General features: G+C 60.5%; 15 protein-coding genes. 6 read left to right on the top strand and 9 right to left on the bottom strand.

The genetic code is table 11. The annotated features are described in order from the left end of the window. The first annotated feature begins 17 nt into the window (after nucleotides 1–17). The 3 genes from mfd to ACP7BX_RS01875 are packed head-to-tail and all read left to right on the top strand — an operon-like array spanning nucleotide 18 to nucleotide 6,745. Nucleotides 18–3,467 carry a transcription-repair coupling factor gene (gene mfd, locus ACP7BX_RS01865; protein WP_426131388.1) on the top strand — a complete coding sequence of 1,150 codons (3,450 nt, stop codon included), beginning with the start codon at nucleotides 18–20 and terminating at the stop codon, nucleotides 3,465–3,467. Nucleotides 3,468–3,478: 11 nt separating this feature from the next. After that, a complete protein-coding gene (locus ACP7BX_RS01870; protein WP_426131390.1) occupies nucleotides 3,479–4,045 on the top strand; it encodes a CsiV family protein in 567 nt (188 codons plus the stop codon). Between the two features lie 9 nt (nucleotides 4,046–4,054). Continuing rightward, nucleotides 4,055–6,745 (top strand): SNF2-related protein, encoded by a 2,691-nt coding sequence (locus ACP7BX_RS01875; RefSeq protein ID WP_426131393.1) that lies wholly within the window; start codon nucleotides 4,055–4,057, stop codon nucleotides 6,743–6,745. On the opposite strand, the gene nagZ is transcribed toward ACP7BX_RS01875, so the two are convergent. Next, nucleotides 6,742–7,749, bottom strand: a complete 1,008-nt coding sequence (gene nagZ / locus ACP7BX_RS01880) for a beta-N-acetylhexosaminidase (RefSeq protein ID WP_426131395.1) — start codon at nucleotides 7,747–7,749, stop codon at nucleotides 6,742–6,744. The genes ACP7BX_RS01875 and nagZ overlap by 4 nt on opposite strands. Before the next feature lie 136 nt (nucleotides 7,750–7,885). Then, the gene (locus ACP7BX_RS01885; RefSeq protein WP_033902576.1) at nucleotides 7,886–8,593 is read right to left on the bottom strand and encodes a TetR/AcrR family transcriptional regulator; all 708 of its coding nucleotides are present in this window, start codon (nucleotides 8,591–8,593) and stop codon (nucleotides 7,886–7,888) included. 263 nt (nucleotides 8,594–8,856) lie between these two features. Between ACP7BX_RS01885 and lexA the strand changes: the two genes are divergently transcribed. Then, entirely contained in the window at nucleotides 8,857–9,465 is a 609-nt protein-coding gene (gene lexA, locus ACP7BX_RS01890) for a transcriptional repressor LexA (RefSeq protein WP_003172575.1), read from the top strand. 10 nt (nucleotides 9,466–9,475) lie between these two features. Further along, nucleotides 9,476–9,949: an SOS-induced cell division inhibitor SulA gene (sulA, locus tag ACP7BX_RS01895; RefSeq protein ID WP_028619419.1), complete on the top strand. Its 474-nt coding sequence runs from the start codon at nucleotides 9,476–9,478 to the stop codon at nucleotides 9,947–9,949. A 155-nt stretch (nucleotides 9,950–10,104) separates the two neighbouring features. Here sulA and ACP7BX_RS01900 read toward each other — a convergent pair whose 3' ends face one another. The 7 genes from ACP7BX_RS01900 to ACP7BX_RS01930 all read right to left on the bottom strand — a co-directional run bounded on the left by ACP7BX_RS01900 (nucleotide 10,105) and on the right by ACP7BX_RS01930 (nucleotide 18,439). Further along, nucleotides 10,105–10,338, bottom strand: a complete 234-nt coding sequence (locus ACP7BX_RS01900; protein ID WP_016975264.1) for a hypothetical protein — start codon at nucleotides 10,336–10,338, stop codon at nucleotides 10,105–10,107. Between the two features lie 110 nt (nucleotides 10,339–10,448). Further along, nucleotides 10,449–10,970 (bottom strand): DUF6586 family protein, encoded by a 522-nt coding sequence (locus ACP7BX_RS01905; protein WP_426131397.1) that lies wholly within the window; start codon nucleotides 10,968–10,970, stop codon nucleotides 10,449–10,451. 126 nt (nucleotides 10,971–11,096) lie between these two features. Then, nucleotides 11,097–13,718, bottom strand: coding sequence for a type I DNA topoisomerase (topA, locus tag ACP7BX_RS01910; protein WP_269133196.1), 2,622 nt, complete (start codon nucleotides 13,716–13,718; stop codon nucleotides 11,097–11,099). Nucleotides 13,719–13,832: 114 nt separating this feature from the next. Continuing rightward, on the bottom strand, nucleotides 13,833–14,069 hold the full coding sequence (locus tag ACP7BX_RS01915; RefSeq protein ID WP_028619417.1) for a DUF1653 domain-containing protein: 237 nt from the start codon (nucleotides 14,067–14,069) through the stop codon (nucleotides 13,833–13,835). Nucleotides 14,070–14,166: 97 nt separating this feature from the next. Further along, complete coding sequence (fadA, locus tag ACP7BX_RS01920) at nucleotides 14,167–15,342, bottom strand: acetyl-CoA C-acyltransferase FadA (RefSeq protein ID WP_016975260.1); 1,176 nt, start codon at nucleotides 15,340–15,342, stop codon at nucleotides 14,167–14,169. Nucleotides 15,343–15,371: 29 nt separating this feature from the next. Beyond that, the gene (fadB, locus tag ACP7BX_RS01925; RefSeq protein WP_028619416.1) at nucleotides 15,372–17,519 is read right to left on the bottom strand and encodes a fatty acid oxidation complex subunit alpha FadB; all 2,148 of its coding nucleotides are present in this window, start codon (nucleotides 17,517–17,519) and stop codon (nucleotides 15,372–15,374) included. Between the two features lie 482 nt (nucleotides 17,520–18,001). Further along, nucleotides 18,002–18,439, bottom strand: coding sequence for a hypothetical protein (locus tag ACP7BX_RS01930; RefSeq protein WP_028619415.1), 438 nt, complete (start codon nucleotides 18,437–18,439; stop codon nucleotides 18,002–18,004). Nucleotides 18,440–18,544: 105 nt separating this feature from the next. Between ACP7BX_RS01930 and ACP7BX_RS01935 the strand changes: the two genes are divergently transcribed. Next, the gene (locus ACP7BX_RS01935) at nucleotides 18,545–18,988 is read left to right on the top strand and encodes a universal stress protein (protein ID WP_033902582.1); all 444 of its coding nucleotides are present in this window, start codon (nucleotides 18,545–18,547) and stop codon (nucleotides 18,986–18,988) included. Nucleotides 18,989–19,052 lie beyond the last annotated feature (64 nt).

Genomic DNA, 19,052 nt, shown 5'->3' on the forward strand with positions numbered 1-19,052 from the left:
TTGGAGCTCAACCTTCCGTGCCCGTCCTGCGTCTACCGCTACTCCCTGCTGCGGCAGGCAAACAGCACTGGGGCAACCTGCCCGGTGCCGCCCTGAGCCTGGCCATCGCCGAGGCTGCCAGCGCAGCCAAGCGCTTTACCCTGCTGCTCACCGCCGACAGCCAAAGCGCCGAACGGCTGGAGCAGGAGCTGAGCTTCTTCGCCCCCGATTTGCCGGTGCTGCATTTCCCCGACTGGGAAACCCTGCCCTACGACCTGTTCTCGCCGCACCAGGACATCATCTCCCAGCGCATCGCCAGCCTGTACCGCTTGCCGGAACTGGCCCATGGCGTGCTGGTGGTGCCGATCACCACGGCCTTGCATCGCCTGGCGCCGACCAAGTTCCTGCTGGGCAGCAGCCTGGTGCTGGATATCGGCCAGAAGCTCGATGTGGACCAAATGCGCACGCGCCTGGAAGCCAGCGGTTATCGCTGCGTGGACACGGTGTACGAGCACGGTGAGTTCGCGGTGCGTGGCGCGCTGATCGATCTGTTCCCGATGGGCAGCAAACTGCCCTATCGCATCGACCTGTTCGACGACGAAATCGAGACCCTGCGCACCTTCGATCCGGAAAACCAACGCTCCATCGATAAAGTCGACTCGGTCAAGCTGCTGCCCGCACGGGAATTCCCGCTGCAGAAAGACGCGGTCACGCGCTTCAAGGCGCGCTTCCGTGAACGCTTCGACGTGGACTTCCGCCGCTGCCCGATCTTTCAGGACCTGAGCAGCGGGATTACTCCCGCCGGTATCGAGTACTACCTGCCGCTGTTCTTCGACGAGACCTCCACCCTGTTCGATTACCTGCCCCAGGACACCCAGGTGTTCTCGCTGCCAGGCATCGAACAGGCGGCGGAAAATTTCTGGAACGACGTGCGCAACCGCTATGAAGAGCGCCGCGTCGATCCGTCCCGTCCTCTATTGCCGCCCGCCGAACTCTTCCTGCCGGTGGAAGACTGCTTTGCGCGCCTGAAAAGCTGGCCGCGCGTGGTCGCCAGCCAGCAGGATGTGGAAACCGGCGTTGGCCGCGAGCGCTTCCCGGCGGGCACACTGCCGGACCTGGCGATCCAGGCGAAAGCCACGCAACCGCTGGAAGCGCTGTCCAATTTCCTCGGCGACTTCCCCGGCCGCGTGCTGTTTACCGCTGAATCCGCTGGCCGTCGCGAAGTGCTGCTGGAACTGCTGGAACGCCTGAAGCTGCGGCCGAAAACCGTCGACAGCTGGCCGGACTTTGTCAAAAGCAAAGAGCGCCTGGCGATCACCATCGCGCCGCTGGACGAAGGCCTGTTGCTGGATGACCCGGCCCTGGCGCTGATCGCCGAAAGCCCGCTGTTCGGTCAGCGCGTGATGCAGCGCCGCCGCCGTGAAAAACGCGCAGACGCCAACAACGACGCGGTCATCAAGAACCTCACCGAACTGCGCGAAGGCGCGCCGGTGGTGCACATCGACCACGGCGTCGGCCGCTACCTGGGCCTGCAGACCCTGGAGATCGACAACCAGGCCGCCGAATTCCTCACCATGGAATACGCCGAGGGCGCCAAGCTCTATGTGCCAGTGGCCAGCCTGCATTTGATCGCGCGCTACACCGGCAGCGATGACGCCCTGGCGCCCTTGCATCGCCTGGGCTCCGAGACCTGGCAGAAAGCCAAGCGCAAGGCCGCCGAGCAGGTGCGCGACGTCGCTGCCGAACTGCTCGACATCTACGCACGCCGCGCCGCCCGCGAAGGTTACGCGTTTGCCGACCCGAAAGCCGACTATGCCACCTTCAGCGCCGGCTTCGCCTTCGAGGAAACCCCGGACCAGCAAACCACCATCGAAGCGGTACGCGCCGACATGCTCGCGCCCAAGCCCATGGACCGCCTGGTCTGCGGCGATGTGGGCTTCGGCAAGACCGAAGTGGCCATGCGCGCCGCCTTTATTGCCGTGCACGGCGGCCGTCAGGTGGCAATCCTGGTGCCGACCACCCTGCTCGCCCAGCAGCACTACAACAGCTTCCGCGACCGCTTTGCCGATTGGCCGGTGACCGTGGAAGTGATGAGCCGCTTCAAGTCGGCCAAGGAAGTGAATGCCGCCGTCGCAGACCTGGCCGAAGGCAAGATCGACATCGTGATCGGCACGCACAAGCTGCTGTCGGACGACGTGAAGATCAAGAACCTGGGCCTGGTGATCATCGACGAAGAACACCGCTTTGGCGTACGTCAGAAAGAACAGCTCAAGGCCCTGCGCAGTGAAGTCGACATCCTCACCCTCACCGCCACGCCGATTCCGCGTACGCTGAACATGGCGGTGTCGGGCATGCGCGACCTGTCGATCATCGCCACGCCGCCGGCGCGCCGCTTGTCGGTGCGCACCTTCGTGATGGAGCAGAACAAAAGCACGGTCAAGGAAGCGCTGCTACGTGAACTGCTGCGCGGCGGGCAGGTGTACTACCTGCACAACGACGTGAAGACCATCGAGAAATGCGCCGCCGACCTCGCCGAGCTGGTGCCGGAGGCACGTATCGCCATCGGCCACGGGCAGATGCGCGAGCGCGAACTCGAACAGGTGATGAGCGACTTCTATCACAAGCGCTTCAACGTGCTGATCGCCTCGACCATCATCGAGACCGGCATCGACGTGCCGAGCGCCAATACCATCATCATCGAGCGCGCCGACAAGTTCGGCCTGGCGCAATTGCACCAGCTGCGTGGCCGCGTCGGACGCAGTCACCACCAGGCGTATGCCTATTTGCTCACGCCGCCGCGCCAACAGATCACTTCCGACGCAGAGAAGCGCCTGGAAGCCATCGCCAACACTCAGGACCTGGGCGCCGGTTTTGTGCTGGCCACCAACGACCTGGAAATCCGTGGCGCCGGCGAACTGCTGGGCGACGGCCAGAGCGGGCAGATCCAGGCAGTGGGCTTCACCCTCTATATGGAGATGCTCGAACGCGCCGTAAAAGCGATCCGCAAGGGCGAACAGCCGAACCTCGATCAACCGCTGGGCGGCGGCCCGGAAATCAACCTGCGCTTGCCGGCGTTGATTCCCGAAGATTACCTGCCGGACGTGCACGCACGGCTGATCCTGTACAAGCGCATCGCCTCGGCCACCGATGAAGAAGGCCTTAAAGACCTGCAGGTCGAGATGATCGACCGCTTCGGCCTGTTGCCGGAACCAACCAAGAACCTGGTGCGCCTGACCCTGCTCAAGTTGCAGGCCGAACAGTTGGGCATCAAGAAGGTCGACGCCGGACCGCAGGGTGGACGCATCGAATTCGAAGCGCAGACGCCGGTAGACCCTCTGGTGCTGATCAAACTGATCCAGGGCCAGCCCAACCGCTACAAGTTCGAAGGGGCTACGCTGTTCAAGTTCATGGTGCCGATGGAACGTGCCGAAGAACGCTTTAATACCTTGGAGGCGTTGTTCGAGCGCCTCATCCCGAAATCTGCTTGAAGGACGCCCCAATGCGCCTGTTCCGCATGTTGAGCCTGTTGTTGGTGGTCGTGGCCCCTGCGGCGTTCGCCGACAGCCCGTACCAGGTGGAAATGATCCTGGTGCGCCAGAACGCCGAACCGGTGATCAACAGCCGTGCCGCCCCGGAAAACTGGGATGCCGGGGCAGCGCGCCTGGGCGACAGACTGAGCCCGCCGCGCCTGTCCAACATTGTCGACAAGCTGCGTGCCGACTCCACCTACACGGTGCTGCTGCATAAGGCGTGGGAACAGAACCTGGGCGAGCAGCCGGTCAAGGTCGCGATCACCGACGGCCAGGAACAATTCGGCCAGTTTCCGATCGAGGGCGTGTTGAACCTGCAACTGGGGCGTTTTACCGATATCGATGCGAACTTCTGGATTAACCAGTTCGACGTCAATGGCAGCGTGATCGCCAGCGAGCACCTGAGCCAGACCGACGTGCGCACCAAGAACAACCAACTCAACTACCTGGACGGCGGCCACCTGGCGCTGCTGATCAAGATCACCTCGCTGACCGCCAAGCCCCCCAGCGCGCCACCGCCCGACATTCAGGACTGATCCAGCACCATGTCCCTCACGTCGTCGCTGACCAAACCCCTGGCCCCTTCGTGGGCCAACCGCTTTAAAGAGCAGAGCCTTGAGCGCGGGCGACGTTATGCCCTGGAAAACCGGGTGCGCATCGTCGAGTGCGGCGACAGCACCATCGTCGCCAGTTGCGAAGGCTCCGGCAGCAACGTGTATCGCCAGACCATCTCGCTGCGTGAATCGGCCAAGGGCACCTTGATCCTGGTGGACAGCCGCTGTACCTGCCCGGTGCACACCAACTGCAAACACATCGCCGCGGTATTGCTCAAGGTCCAGGAAACCCTGGCCTACCCCGCCGCCGCACAGGATGCCGAGCTGCTGGAAAAACTCCAGGCCGTGCTGGAAAACCGTGCGGTGCTGCCGCAAGTGGTGATGGAAGACGTGGTGCCGGTACCCCGCCTGTGGATGGCCAGTGTCGAATTCAGCGCCTTCGAACCGCGCAACGGCAAGATGCAGCGCTATATCCAGCACCGGGCGGCGCTGTCGTTCAACTACCTGGGCAACTATGTCAGCGGGCAGAAAAACGCCGACATCATTGTGCGCCAGGACACCCAGAGCCTGCGCATCAAGCGGCATCCGGAGCTTGAGCAACCGTATCGTGAACAACTGCGCCTGCTGGGCTTCAAGATCGCCACACGCCAGAGCAAGGCCCTGCCGGAAAGCGCCGGCGAGCTGTTCGAGATGGTCAATGACAGTGCCTGGCTCACCTTCACGCTCAATGCCACGCCGACACTGCGGGCCGAGGGCTGGGAACTGCTGATCGACGATGATTTCGGCTTCGACCTCAGCGCCGTCGATGACTGGTATGCCACCGTCGATGAAGGTCCGGAGCGTGATTGGTTCGATCTGGAGCTGGGGATTATCGTCAATGGCGAGCGGCTGAGCCTGTTGCCGATCCTGCTGAACCTGATGCGCTCCCACACCGAGATTCTCAACCCGGAGAAGCTGGCGCGGCGGCGCGATGATGAGCTGATCCTGGTGAATATCCCAGGCCTGCCCAATGGCCATGGCCCGATACAAGTGGCGCTGCCCTACGGTCGATTGAAACCGGTGCTGGCGACCCTCGGTGAGTTTTACCTACAGGAATCGGGCACCACGACATTACGGCTGGCCAAAGCCGACGCGATCCGCCTCAACCCGCTGGAAGACCTGCCGCTGCAATGGGAAGGTGGCGAGAAGATCCGCAACTTTGCCCAGCGCCTGCGGGATATCAAGGACTTCACTTGTGTAGCGCCTGAAGGGCTGAACGCGACCTTGCGCCCCTACCAACTGGAAGGTTTGAGCTGGATGCAGTCGCTGCGTCAGTTGGATGTCGGCGGCATACTCGCGGATGACATGGGCCTGGGCAAAACCCTACAGACCCTGGCGCATATTCTCACTGAGAAAATCGCCGGTCGCCTGGATCGGCCGTGCATGGTGGTGATGCCCACCAGCCTGATTCCCAACTGGCTGGATGAGGCGGCGCATTTCACACCGCAACTCAAGGTGCTGGCGCTATATGGCGCAGGGCGCAAGAAACATTTCGCCAATCTGCAGGACTACGACCTGCTGCTGACCACCTATGCGCTGCTGCCCAAGGACATCGAACCACTCGCCGCCCTGCCCTTGCATGTGCTGATCCTTGATGAAGCCCAGTACATCAAGAACCCGTCCAGCAAGGCGGCCCAGGCGGCGCGCGAGCTGAACGCACGCCAGCGCCTGTGCCTGAGTGGTACGCCGCTGGAAAACCACTTGGGCGAGCTGTGGTCGTTGTTTCACTTCCTGCTGCCGGGCTGGCTCGGTGACGTGAAAAGCTTCAATCGCGATTACCGCGTGCCCATCGAAAAGCGCGCCAGCGATGTACGATTGCAGCACCTCAACGGTCGGATCAAACCTTTCCTGCTGCGCCGCACCAAGGAACAGGTGGCGACAGAATTGCCCCCCAAGACCGAGATCATCCACTGGGTCGACCTCAATGAAGCCCAGCGCGACGTGTACGAAACCATGCGCCTGGCGATGGATAAGAAAGTCCGCGACGAGATCACCCGCAAGGGCGTGGCGCGCAGCCAGATCATCATCCTTGAGGCGCTGCTGAAGTTGCGCCAGGTTTGTTGCGACTTGCGGCTGGTCAACGACGCGACCCTGCCCGCCCGTGGCAGCAGCTCCGGCAAGCTGGATAGCTTGATGGAGATGCTTGAGGAACTGTTTGAGGAAGGTCGGCGGATCCTGCTGTTTTCCCAATTCACCTCGATGTTGAGCCTGATCGAAGTCGAGCTGAAAAAACGTGGCGTGGCCTACGCACTGCTCACCGGCCAGACCCGCGATCGGCGCACACCGGTGAAGGACTTCCAGAGCGGCAAGCTGCAGATTTTTCTGATCAGCTTGAAGGCCGGCGGTGTTGGCCTGAACCTGACCGAAGCCGACACGGTGATCCATTACGACCCTTGGTGGAACCCGGCCACGGAAAACCAGGCCACCGACCGCGCCTATCGCATTGGTCAGGAGAAGCCGGTGTTCGTCTACAAGATGATTGCCAGGGGCACGGTGGAAGAGAAAATCCAGCACCTGCAGAAGGAAAAATCCGACCTGGCGGCGGGTGTGCTGGATGGGCGTACTACTGGGGACTGGCAGCTGGGCAACGAGGATATCGAGGCGCTGTTTGCGCCGTTGCCCAACAAACAGGAAAAGCGCTAGATCAACTGCGCATCGCGCAAGGCAGTGAGGGCTTTCAGCCAACGCGGATCCTGCTTGTAGTCCGTCGACGCAATCGCCTGGCCGCGCATCCGTGCGATTCGGGCCGATGGCTTGACCTTCATGCGCTGGGCGGCGGTCAACGCCAACTCGGCAGCCGCTCGATCATTGCACACCAGGCCCATGTCGCAACCCGCCGTCAGCGCCGCTTCGATACGGCTGGCGGCGTCGCCCACCACATGGGCACCGGCCATGGACAGGTCATCGCTGAAAATCACGCCATCGAACTGCAACTCACCACGCAGGATGTCCTGCAACCAGCGTCGCGAGAACCCGGCTGGCTGGGCGTCGACCTGCGGATAGATCACGTGCGCGGGCATCACCGCCGCGAGTTGCTTGCTCAAGCGTGCGAAAGGTATCAAGTCATTGGCGCGAATCTGCTCCAGGCTGCGTTCATCATTGGGAATGGCGACGTGGGAATCGGCCTCAGCCCAACCGTGGCCGGGAAAGTGCTTGCCGGTGGCGGCCATGCCGGCGCTGTTCATGCCGCGAATGACGGCACCGGCCAGCACGGCGGCGCGCTCCGGGTCGCCTTCGAAGGAACGGGTGCCGACCACGGCGCTGCGCTGGTAGTCCAGGTCCAGCACCGGGGCGAAACTTAGGTCCAGGCCAACGGCCAGCACTTCAGTCGCCATGATCCAGCCACACTGCTCGGCCAGGTATTCGGCGTTGGGGTTGTCGGCCAACGCACGCATGGCCGGCAAGCGCACGAAGCCCTGGCGCAGGCGCTGTACGCGGCCGCCTTCCTGGTCCACGGCCAGCAACAGGTCCGGGCGCACGGCGCGAATCGCTGCGCTCAATTCCCGCACTTGGCGCGGATGCTCGATATTGCGCGCGAAAATGATCAGGCCGCCCACTTCAGGCTGGCGCAGCAGGTGACGGTCCTCGGCCGTCAGCCAGGTGCCGGCCACATCGACCATCAAAGAACCTTGCAGGGCAGCAGTCATAAACCTTCCTTAAATAACGCACACAACCCGTTGCCCTCACCAGGCACAGTGAGCACAACGGGTTATGAGTAAATAGCTGAATTCGGCATGGGCCGCTACTTTAGCGGATGCAAGCGGCCGCGCCCACCCGGCGCGGTCAAACCTTGGCGGGTGCTGGCGCGGACTTGCTGCGTGGGCGCAATTGGGCGGCGGCCATGGCGGCGTCGGTCACGCCGGTTTCGGCGCGCATGCCGGCGGCCAGGAACGGCACCATCAGGCGCATGACCTGCTCAATGGAGGTGTTGACGCCGAAATCAGTCTCGGCAATGGCCCGCAACGCTTTGATCCCAGACATACTGAACGCAGCGGCACCGAGCATGAAGTGCACACGCCAGAACAGCTCGATCGGCGGAATACGCGGAGCGGCCTCGTTAACCAGCAACATATAGCGACGAAATACCTTGCCGTACATGTCTTCGAGGTAACGGCGCAGGTGACCCTGGCTCTGGCTGAACGCCAGGCCCAGCAGGCGCATGAAGATCGACAAGTCGTTGCCGCTGCGAGGCTGAACCACCAGCGCTTGCTCAACGAGGATTTCCAGCAGTTCTTCCAGGGTCGGCTTATGGTCAGCCTTGGCCTGGCGACGCTCCAGTTCACGGTCGAGGCTCGCGCAGAACGGCCCCAGGAAGCGCGAGAACACAGCCTGGATCAGGGCCTTTTTCGAGCCGAAATGGTAGTTCACTGCAGCGAGATTGACGCCAGCCTTGCTGGTGATCAGCCGCAATGAAGTTTCAGCAAATCCTTTTTCCGCGAACAATTGCTCGGCAGCATCGAGAATGCGTTCAACGGTTTCCGACTGGGCCATGGCTACTCCGCCTGACAAACACTTGTTTGAAACATACGTTTCAGGGTGTGTCTTGTCAAGCCTGCGGGTTCGCTTTCCGGCCGAGCAGTCATACATTTCATCGCTATTTAATCACATCCATACCGGTCTGTAGGCAGCGCTATCCCTGGCTTGTGGGAAGCATGCCCGATGACCGTCCAGCGGAGGGGCAGAAAAGGATGATTGCCAAGCGCAGTTCACTGTATATAATCCCAGTCACTGTATAAAAAGACAGAGCGATCAACATGCTAAAACTGACGCCACGCCAAGCTGAGATTCTGGCTTTTATCAAGCGCTGCCTCGATGACAACGGCTACCCGCCGACACGAGCGGAAATTGCGCTGGAACTGGGGTTCAAGTCCCCCAACGCCGCTGAAGAACACCTCAAGGCCCTCGCTCGCAAAGGCGCGATCGAGATGACCCCCGGTGCCTCGCGCGGTATTCGCATCCCTGGCTTCGAAGCCAAGGCCGACGAATCGACCCTGCCGATCATCGGCCGTGTCGCCGCCGGTGCGCCGATCCTGGCGCAGCAGCACGTCGAGGAATCCTGCAACATCAACCCGACCTTCTTCCATCCTCGCGCCGACTACCTGTTGCGGGTCCACGGCATGAGCATGAAGGACGTGGGCATCTTCGATGGCGACCTGCTGGCCGTCCACACCACCCGCGAAGCCCGTAATGGCCAGATCGTCGTCGCCCGCATCGGCGATGAAGTCACCGTCAAACGCTTCAAGCGCGAAGGCAGCAAGGTCTGGCTCCTGGCCGAGAACCCTGAGTTCGCCCCGATTGAAGTGAACCTGAAAGACCAGGACCTGGTGATCGAAGGTTTGAGCGTCGGCGTCATTCGCCGCTAGAGGAGGCATCATGCAACTCGTCCACACCCCACAACACACACAACTGTCGCTGTTCGAGGCCTTCATGGCCCAACCCCTTGCGCCTATCCTCAAGGAAACGGTCGAGGCGCCCTGGGGTGCCGAACCTGAGGCGTTCAGTGAATTGTCGTTGCGCGGTGCAGCGGGGAGTTGCCTGAGCCTGCTCGCGCCGATCCTGCGTGATCTGAGCGAAGAGCAGGACGCCCGCTGGCTGACGCTGATCGCCCCGCCCGCCAGCCTGACCCAGGCCTGGCTGCGGGATGCCGGCCTCAACCGCGAGCGTATCCTGTTGCTGCAACCGCGCGGCGCACAAAGTGCCCAGCAGTTGACCTGCGAAGCCTTGCGTCTGGGCCGTAGCCATACGGTGGTGAGCTGGTTGAACCCACTGAGTGTCAGCGCCAAGCAACAGCTGATCAGCGCCGCGCGTACGGGTGATGCGCAGAGCTTGAATATTCGATTGGGCTAAACGGCCTTTGTAGTGAGCGGGCTTGCCCCGCGTTGGGTGGCGAAGCCGCCCCAACAAGGCCGCTGCGGTACTTCAGAAACACCGAGGTGTTTGAATTTGGGGCGGCTTCGCCACCCAGCGCGGGCAAGCCCGCTCACTACAACGATCACCGTCAGTCAGTGAAGAACCCGCGGCCCCTCGTCTTTCTCCGGCTCGCCTTCTGCCAATCGGCCGGCCATCTGCACACCCACGCTCAACATGGCTTTAGCCACTTCCACGTGCTGGCCTTGCAGGAACTGTTTGGCATCCTCGGAAAAATCCAAGATAACCAGAGAACCCTCGTCCTCAGCCCGGCGCAGCTCGATTCGGCCGTCAGGCAACTCAACAATTTCCAGAAAGGACGTTGGCATAAAAGTCTGTTCTCCACGAAAGGCCGGGATTATATCAGTCATCCACTCAGCCCCGCAGAGGATCTGAACAGGTTTCTTGACAGCTTGATGAATGGTCGCCTACAGGATGCTCAACACTCGTTGAGACCTTCACGAAAACGCAGCGCCATCTTTTTCAGCTCCTGGCGCCAGCCTTCCAGCTCTTCCCGGCTTAACGGCTTGGGTTCTTCCTCTTCCAGCGCGACCGCCACGATCAGCGGCTGGGTCACATCCCCCTTGGGGACATGGGGAATACGCGGTGGCTGGAACATATCCGCATGCGCCTTGAGCAAACGCGCCACCCAACTGTCCGGGCTTTGAGCCATTTCAACCAATTCGGCCAGCTCAGGAATGACCATCGAGTCCAGCACTTCGCGATTCATGATCATTTCTGCACGGGGCGAACCGGCTTGAGGCAGGCGGTAAAACCCGGCGATCTCATGGCACAGGCCCAGCAACGCACCGTACAGGTGGAACAACGCCGCTTCACGCCCCGCCTGGACCAGCGCGATGGCATTCATCTCTTTCCCTTCCTCGGCGCGGCCAAGGGCTTCCAGGGATAAACCCGCGAAGTAAATTTTCTGATTGGTACGGGTATAGAGTTCGTTGGCCATGACGGCAATCTCCACAACGAATAAGCGTGATGCTGGCTGAACAGTGTCACGGATCAGCCAAGCGCACTGCAAGGGCAAAAAAAGGCCGCCTGTGCAGGCGGCCTTTGTCATTGGCAGATTAGCCGATCAAGCGCCCTGGCGCTTGTCCTCGACCTTCCACTTGCCGCCGTCGTAGAACGCTTTCCAGCCGGTAGGCTTACCGTCCACTTCGGTCTGCACGTATTGCTCCTTGGTTTTGCGGCTGTAGCGGATCACGGCTGGACGACCATCCGGGTCCTTCTTCGGCGCTTCACACAGGAAGTGGTACTTAGGATCGATCTCATCCTTGTGCGGCACGATCTCCAGCACCAGCGGCGCACGGGTCTCGCGGTTTTTCGGGAACTGGCTGGCCGCCAGGAACAACCCCGAAGCGCCGTCACGCAGGATGTAGGTGTCGTTGACCTTCTCGCACTTGAGTTCCGGCATCTTCACCGGGTCCATCTTCGGCGGCGCCGCGTCACCGCTTTTCAGCAGTTTGCGGGTGTTCTTGCAGGTCGGGTTGGTGCAACCGAAGAACTTGCCGAAACGGCCGGTCTTGAGCTGCATCTCGCTGCCGCACTTGTCGCATTCCAGGCTCGGACCTTCGTAGCCCTTGATGCGATAGGTGCCCTCTTCAATCTCGTAGCCGTTGCAATCCGGGTTGTTACCGCAGATGTGCAGCTTGTGCTTCTCGTCCAGCAGGTAGGCGTCCATCGCCGTGCTGCAGATCGGACAACGGTGCTTGCCACGCAGGACCAGCGACTCGGATTCACCCTCGTCATCGGCGGCGATTTCATCACCCGGCACCAGGTTGACGGTGGCCTTGCAGCGCTCTTTCGGCGGCAGGCTGTAGCCTGAGCAACCGAGGAACACGCCGGTGGACGCCGTACGAATCTGCATCGGCCGACCGCAGGTCTGGCACGGAATATCGGTCATCACCGGCTGGTTGGCGCGCATGCCGTTTTCAGGGCTTTCGGCTACTTCGAGTTTCTTCTTGAAGTCGCCGTAGAACTCGTCCAGCACGTTTTTCCAGTCGCGTTCGCCCTGGGCCACGTCATCGAGGTTCTCTTCCATACCGGCGGTAAAGCCGTAGTCCATCAGGTTGGAGAAGCTCTCGGACAGGCGCTCGGTCACGATGTCGCCCATCTTTTCCGAGTAGAAACGACGGTTGTGCAGCGCAACGTAGCCACGGTCCTGAATGGTCGAGATGATCGCCGCGTAGGTCGAAGGACGACCGATGCCGCGTTTTTCCATCTCTTTTACCAGGCTGGCTTCCGAATAACGCGCCGGCGGCTTGGTGAAGTGCTGCGACGGGTCGAGCTTGATCAGCTTCAACGTGTCGCCCTGGGCCATGTCCGGCAGCACGTCGTCATCGCCAGGCTTGGCGATTTGCGGCATCACACGGGTATAGCCGTCGAACTTGAGGATACGGCCCTTGGCACGCAGCTCGAAGTCGGAAGCCGCCACCGTCACGGTGGTGGACAGGTATTGCGCCGGCAGCATCTGGCAAGCCAGGAACTGGCGCCAGATCAGCTCGTAGAGGCGCTCAGCGTCGCGCTCCATGCCGCTCAGCTTGGCAGGCGTGGTGTTGGCGTCGGAAGGACGGATCGCTTCGTGAGCCTCTTGTGCGCCTTCCTTGCTGCTGTAGACGTTCGGCTTCTCCGGCAGGTACTTCTTGCCGAACTCTTCTTCAATGTAAGTACGCGCCATCGCCACCGCATCTTGCGACAGGTTGGTGGAGTCGGTACGCATATACGTGATGTAGCCGGCTTCGTACAAGCGCTGGGCCATCATCATGGTTTTCTTCACACCAAAGCCCAGGCGGTTGCTCGCGGCCTGTTGCAGGGTGGACGTGATAAACGGAGCCGACGGCTTGCTGCTGGTCGGTTTGTCTTCACGCTTGACGATGCTGTAGCTGGAAGACTTGAGCTTTTCCAGCGCGGCCATGGCCTGGGCTTCGTTCAGCGGCTTGAAGGCTTCGCCTTTCTCACGGGCCACTTCGAAGCGCACGTTGGCGCCCTTGGCGGTGCCCAAGTCGGCGTGGACTTCCCAGTATTCTTCGGGGATGAACGCACGGATCTCGCGTTCACGCTCCACCACCAGCTTCACGGCAACCGATTGCACACGACCAGCGGACAGGCCACGGGCGATCTTGGCCCACAGCAGTGGCGAGACCATGTAACCCACGACGCGGTCGAGGAAACGGCGGGCCTGCTGGGCGTTGACACGGTCGATGTCCAGTTCGCCCGGCTTGGAGAAGGCTTCCTGGATGGCTTTCTTGGTGATTTCGTTGAACACCACGCGCTTGTAGCGGCTGTCATCACCGCCGATGGCTTCCCGCAGGTGCCAGGCAATGGCTTCCCCTTCGCGGTCCAAGTCCGTCGCGAGATAGATGGTGTCAGCATCCTTGGCGAGCCGGCGCAGCTCTTCGATGACCTTTTCCTTGCCTGGAAGGATTTCGTACTTGGCCTTCCAGCCATGATCCGGGTCCACACCCATGCGCGAGACCAGCTGCTTGCGCGCTTTCTCTTTAGGGGTGAGCACCGGACCTTCGCCCGCAGCCGCCTTGCCGCGCTTGGCGGCTGGCTCCTTGCTGGCGCTAGCCGAACCGCTGGTGGGCAGGTCTCGGATATGGCCGATACTCGACTTCACCACGTACTCGTTGCCCAAGTACTTGTTGATGGTCTTGGCCTTAGCCGGGGATTCCACAATGACCAGCGATTTGCCCATGGATCGGAAAATTCCTGAATTCGAGAAGTGAAAGGCAGTTGGCGCCTGTCGCGGCAACGCTATATATAGTGGCAACAAGGTGAGGTCAAGCGCAGCATTCTGCGCGACCTGCCGTTATTGCCCTGAAAAAAGACTGGGTTCGGCCTGGACCAAAGCAAAGCGCGGGACCTGCTCGCCGTCAACTTCGACGGTCTCCACAAACATGCTCAACGGGCGCACCCAAAAGCCGTAATCGCCATACAGTGCTTGGTAGAACACCACTTCTTCTTCGGTCTCGGAGTGGCGCGCCACACTGAAAACACGGTACTGCGGACCTTTATAATGCTGGTAGAGCCCTGGTTCGACTTTCATGCTCTGGCCCTCTTACAAAATTTGTTAAAAAAAAAATACAAAACCACCCAAAAACAAAAACCGGGGCACTGGGCCCCGGCTTCCGTCAACCCAACGCTTAGACGCGTTCGAAGACGGTGGAAATGCCTTGGCCGAGACCAATGCACATGGTTGCAACCCCAAGGTTGCCGCCATTTTGCTTCATCACGTTAAGCAAAGTGCCGGAGATACGCGCACCGGAGCAACCGAATGGGTGGCCCAGGGCAATCGCGCCGCCGTGCAGGTTAACCTTCTCATTCATCTTGTCGAGTACTTTCAAATCTTTCAGCACGGGCAGGGCCTGTGCGGCGAAAGCTTCGTTGAGCTCGAAGAAGTCGATGTCGTTGATGGTCAGGCCCGCGCGCTTCAAGGCTTTTTGTGTGGCCGGTACAGGACCATAGCCCATGATTGCCGGGTCCACACCCGCCACGGCCATCGAACGGATCACAGCCAGCGGTTGGATGCCCAGGTCCTGGGCACGCTGCGCCGACATCACGATCATGCACGAGGCACCGTCGGTGATTTGCGACGAAGTACCGGCAGTCACGGTGCCGCCCTTTGGATTGAACGCCGGCTTGAGCGCCGCCAGACTTTCCAGGGTGGTGTCCGGACGAATGGTTTCGTCGTAGTCGAACAGTTTCAGGAAACCGTTCTCGTCATAACCGTTCATCGGGATGATTTCATCCTTGAACTTGCCTTCCACAGTCGCCTTGTGGGCGAGCTGGTGGGAACGCAGGCCGAACGCGTCTTGGGCTTCGCGGGTAATGCCGTGCATTTTGCCGAGCATTTCCGCGGTCAGGCCCATCATGCCCGAGGCTTTTGCCGCGTACAGCGACATGTGCGGGTTAGGGTCAACGCCGTGCATCATGCTGACGTGGCCCATATGCTCCACGCCACCGACCACGAACACATCACCGTTGCCGGTCATGATCGCCTGGGCGGCAGTGTGCAGCGCGCTCATCGACGAACCGCACAGGCGGCTCACAGTCTGGCCGGCGGCGGTGTGCGGGATCTGGGTCATCAGCGACGCCATGCGCGCAATGTTCCAGCCCTGCTCCAGGGTCTGGTTGACGCAGCCCCAGATCACGTCTTCGACTTCGTTCGGGTCGACCTTGACGTTGCGTTCCAGCAGTTTGCTGATCAGGTGTGCCGACATATCTTCGGCACGGGTGTTGCGGTGCATGCCGCCCTTGGAGCGGCCCATCGGCGTACGACCGAAGTCGACGATCACGACGTCTCTTGGATTCAAGCTCATAAATATTCTCGCTCTAGTCGTCTGGGCACTTAACCGAAGAAGCGCTGGCCGTTCTTGGCCATTTCACGCAGCTTCGCGGTCGGGTGGTACAGCGGGCCCAAATCAGCGTATTGATCAGCCAGGGCAACGAACTCGGCCACACCGATCGAGTCGATGTAACGCAGCGCACCACCACGGAATGGAGGGAAACCAATACCGTACACCAGGCCCATATCGGCTTCGGCGGCGGTCTCGACGATGCCGTCTTCCAGGCAACGCACGGTTTCCAGGCACAGGGCGATCATCATCCAGTTGATGATGTCTTCGTCCGACACCTCACGCTGTTCGTAGATAACCGGAGCCAGCACTTCGTGCACCGACGGGTCGGCCACTTTCTTCTGCTTGCCCTTCTTGTCGGCCTCGTAGGCGTAGAAACCCTTGCCGTTCTTCTGGCCCAGGCGCTTGGCCTCGTACAGCGCGTCGATCGCCGAACGGCGGTCGTCTTTCATGCGGTCCGGGAAGCCTTCAGCCATGACGTCGCGACCGTGGTGGCCGGTGTCGATGCCGACCACGTCCATCAGGTACGCCGGGCCCATTGGCCAGCCGAATTTTTCCATGACTTTGTCGATGCGCACGAAGTCCACACCGGCGCTGACCAACTTGGCGAAACCGCCGAAGTACGGGAACAACACGCGGTTGACCAGGAAGCCCGGGCAGTCGTTGACCACGATCGGGTTCTTGCCCATTTTCTTGGCGTAGGCAACGGTGGTGGCAACCGCCAGCTCGCTGGACTTCTCGCCACGGATCACTTCCACCAGCGGCATCATGTGCACCGGGTTGAAGAAGTGCATGCCGACGAAGTTTTCCGGACGCTTGAGGGCCTTGGCCAGCAGCGAGATGGAAATGGTCGAGGTGTTGGACGCCAGGATGGTGTCGTCTTTAACCTGGGCTTCCACTTCAGCCAGTACGGCTTGCTTGACCTTCGGGTTCTCGACAACCGCTTCGACCACCAGGTCGACGTGGCCGAAATCGCCGTAGGACAGCGTAGGACGAATGCCGTTAAGCACTTCAGCCATTTTCGCAGCGGTCATGCGACCTTTGTCCACGCGGCCGACCAGCAGCTTGGCGGCTTCCGCCAGGCCTTGCTCGATGCCGTGCTCGTTGATGTCTTTCATCAGGATCGGCGTGCCTTTGGACGCCGACTGATAGGCGATACCGCCGCCCATGATACCGGCGCCGAGTACGGCAGCCTGTTTCACGTCCTTGGCGATTTCGTCGTAGGCCTTGGCCTTTTTCTTCAGTTCCTGATCGTTCAGGAACAGGCCGATCAAGCTCTGGGCTGCGGAGGTTTTCGCCAGTTTGACGAAGCCAGCCGCTTCCACTTCCAGGGCTTTGTCGCGACCGAAGTTCGCGGCTTTCTGGATGGTCTTGATCGCTTCAACCGGCGCCGGGTAGTTCGGGCCGGCCTGGCCAGCCACGAAACCTTTGGCGGTTTCGAACGACATCATTTGTTCGATGGCGTTGAGCTTGAGTTTTTCCAGCTTCGGCTGACGCTTGGCCTTGTAGTCAAATTCGCCGCTGATGGCGCCCTTGATCAGGTTCAGTGCGGCTTCGGCCAGTTTGTCCGGGGCAACCACAGCGTCGACAGCACCGACTTTCAGCGCGTCTTCAGCACGGTTTTCCTTGCCAGCGGCAATCCACTCGATGGCGTTGTCGGCACCGATCAGACGCGGCAGGCGTACGGTGCCGCCGAAACCTGGGTAGATGCCCAGCTTGACTTCAGGCAGGCCGATCTTGGCCGTGGCCGACATGACGCGGAAGTCAGCCGCCAGGCACATTTCCAGGCCGCCGCCCAACGCGATGCCGTTGATCGCGGCGACGGTCGGTACGTTGAGGTCTTCAAAATCGCTGAAAATCTTGTTGGCTTCGAGGTTGCCAGCCACCAGCTCGGCATCGGGCAGCTTGAAGTTGTCGACGAATTCGGTGATGTCAGCGCCGACGATAAACACGTCTTTGCCGCTGGAAACGATCACGCCCTTGACCGAAGCATCTGCTTTGATGGTGTCTACGGCCTGACGCAGTTCATTCAGGGTTAGACGGTTGAACTTGTTGACGGACTCACCCTTGAGGTCGAATTTCAGTTCGACGATGCCACTTTCAAGAGCCTTAACCGTGATGGCTTTACCTTCGTAAATCATCAACTGATCTCCACGATATGGAAGCTGAACAGTACACACTGGACGCTGGCCTCTGGTTGGACATTGATGAATTCGCCAATGTTCACGCCAATCCGCCAGGCACACCCGCCAATGCGATAGTCGGGATTCTGTATGAGTCGTCTGACAGACAAACGCTCAATTCATACGCCCGTTTGATTTGGGTACGCCACCTTCATCCAATTCCGGGCAATTGTCAATCGCTCGAAAGGCTAGGAAAAACGCGACTTTCCAGTCATTTCAGAACCCCAACCCTAAGCCCACGACTCGTCAATATTCAACTATTCACGAAATCAATAATGCAAAAGATGTGGAAAAAGACTGTACAGACCGGAATATGCGGCTAGGCTAGCCGCAACCGTAAAGCGTCTGGATGAACATCCGACGCGCGAAACACCAGAATTACCGGCCTGCCTGGCCAACTCCAGCCCGATGATGATGTCGGGCTTTTTATTGCCTGCGATTCAGGCCAGGGCCTTGAGCAGTGTATCAATAGCCTTCAACACGCTCGCCTCGCCCTTCTCGCCCCAATACAAGGCGATCATCTGCTTGTCGGCTTCGACCTTGTAGACGTTGTCCGGCAGCGTCGCAAAATGCGGCAACAACTTTTCATCGACGCACACTTCGCGCCACTGATTCACCCAGACCCCGGGCTCCAACTGCCAGTAACTCCAGATCGCCGGCGTGCTGCCGCGTCGTGGCCGGCAATACTGCGCGCACGGGCTCGGCGGCTCTTGCTTGAGCCAATGCGGCCACTCCTGGGGCGACAACTGCATGGCCAGGCCGATGCGGCGTGCCTCCATACGCAGGGCCATGCGCCCGCTCTGATGGCGCGACGGGCGCAGCCATGCCAGAGGGCTCAGAACCACCACAAGGATTGACACCACTATCCAGACCGTCATATGTGTACTCCCGAATTTCTAGATGAGCGGATTTGACCTGACGCAACCCCATCCGCTTGAAAGCAGCCATACTGAACTTATTGCAGTCCCTTGGAGGAACGCCTCATGCCCTACCAACATATTCTGGTCGCTGTAGATCTGACCGAAGAGTGCGATCCAGTGATCAAGCGCGCGCAGGAGTCTGCATTGGCCAATGGCGCCATACTGTCGCTGGTGCATATCGTCGAGCCCATGGCCATGGCCTTTGGCGGTGACGTGCCGATGGACCTTTCCCAGTTGCAGCAACAGCAGTTTGACCAGGCCAAGGAGCGCCTGGACCGTTTGATTCTCAAATACCCGCACTTGAAAAAGGAAGACTGCCACCTCACCTACGGCCAACCGCGCCAGGAAATCCACCATCTGGCCAAGGAAAAGGGTTGTGACCTGATCGTGGTCGGCAGCCATGGCCGTCACGGGCTGGCGCTACTGCTCGGCTCCACCGCCAATGATGTGCTGCACGGTGCGCCGTGCGATGTGCTGGCGGTGAAGCTGGTCAAAGACGCCAAGTAAACCGATACGAAAAGCCCGGCACTCACATCAGTGAGGCCGGGCTTTTTTATGGCTGGCGGGTCAA

The organism is Pseudomonas sp. DWP3-1-3b3 (assembly GCF_049896305.1).
Classification (GTDB): Bacteria; Pseudomonadota; Gammaproteobacteria; order Pseudomonadales; family Pseudomonadaceae; genus Aquipseudomonas; species Aquipseudomonas azotoformans_A.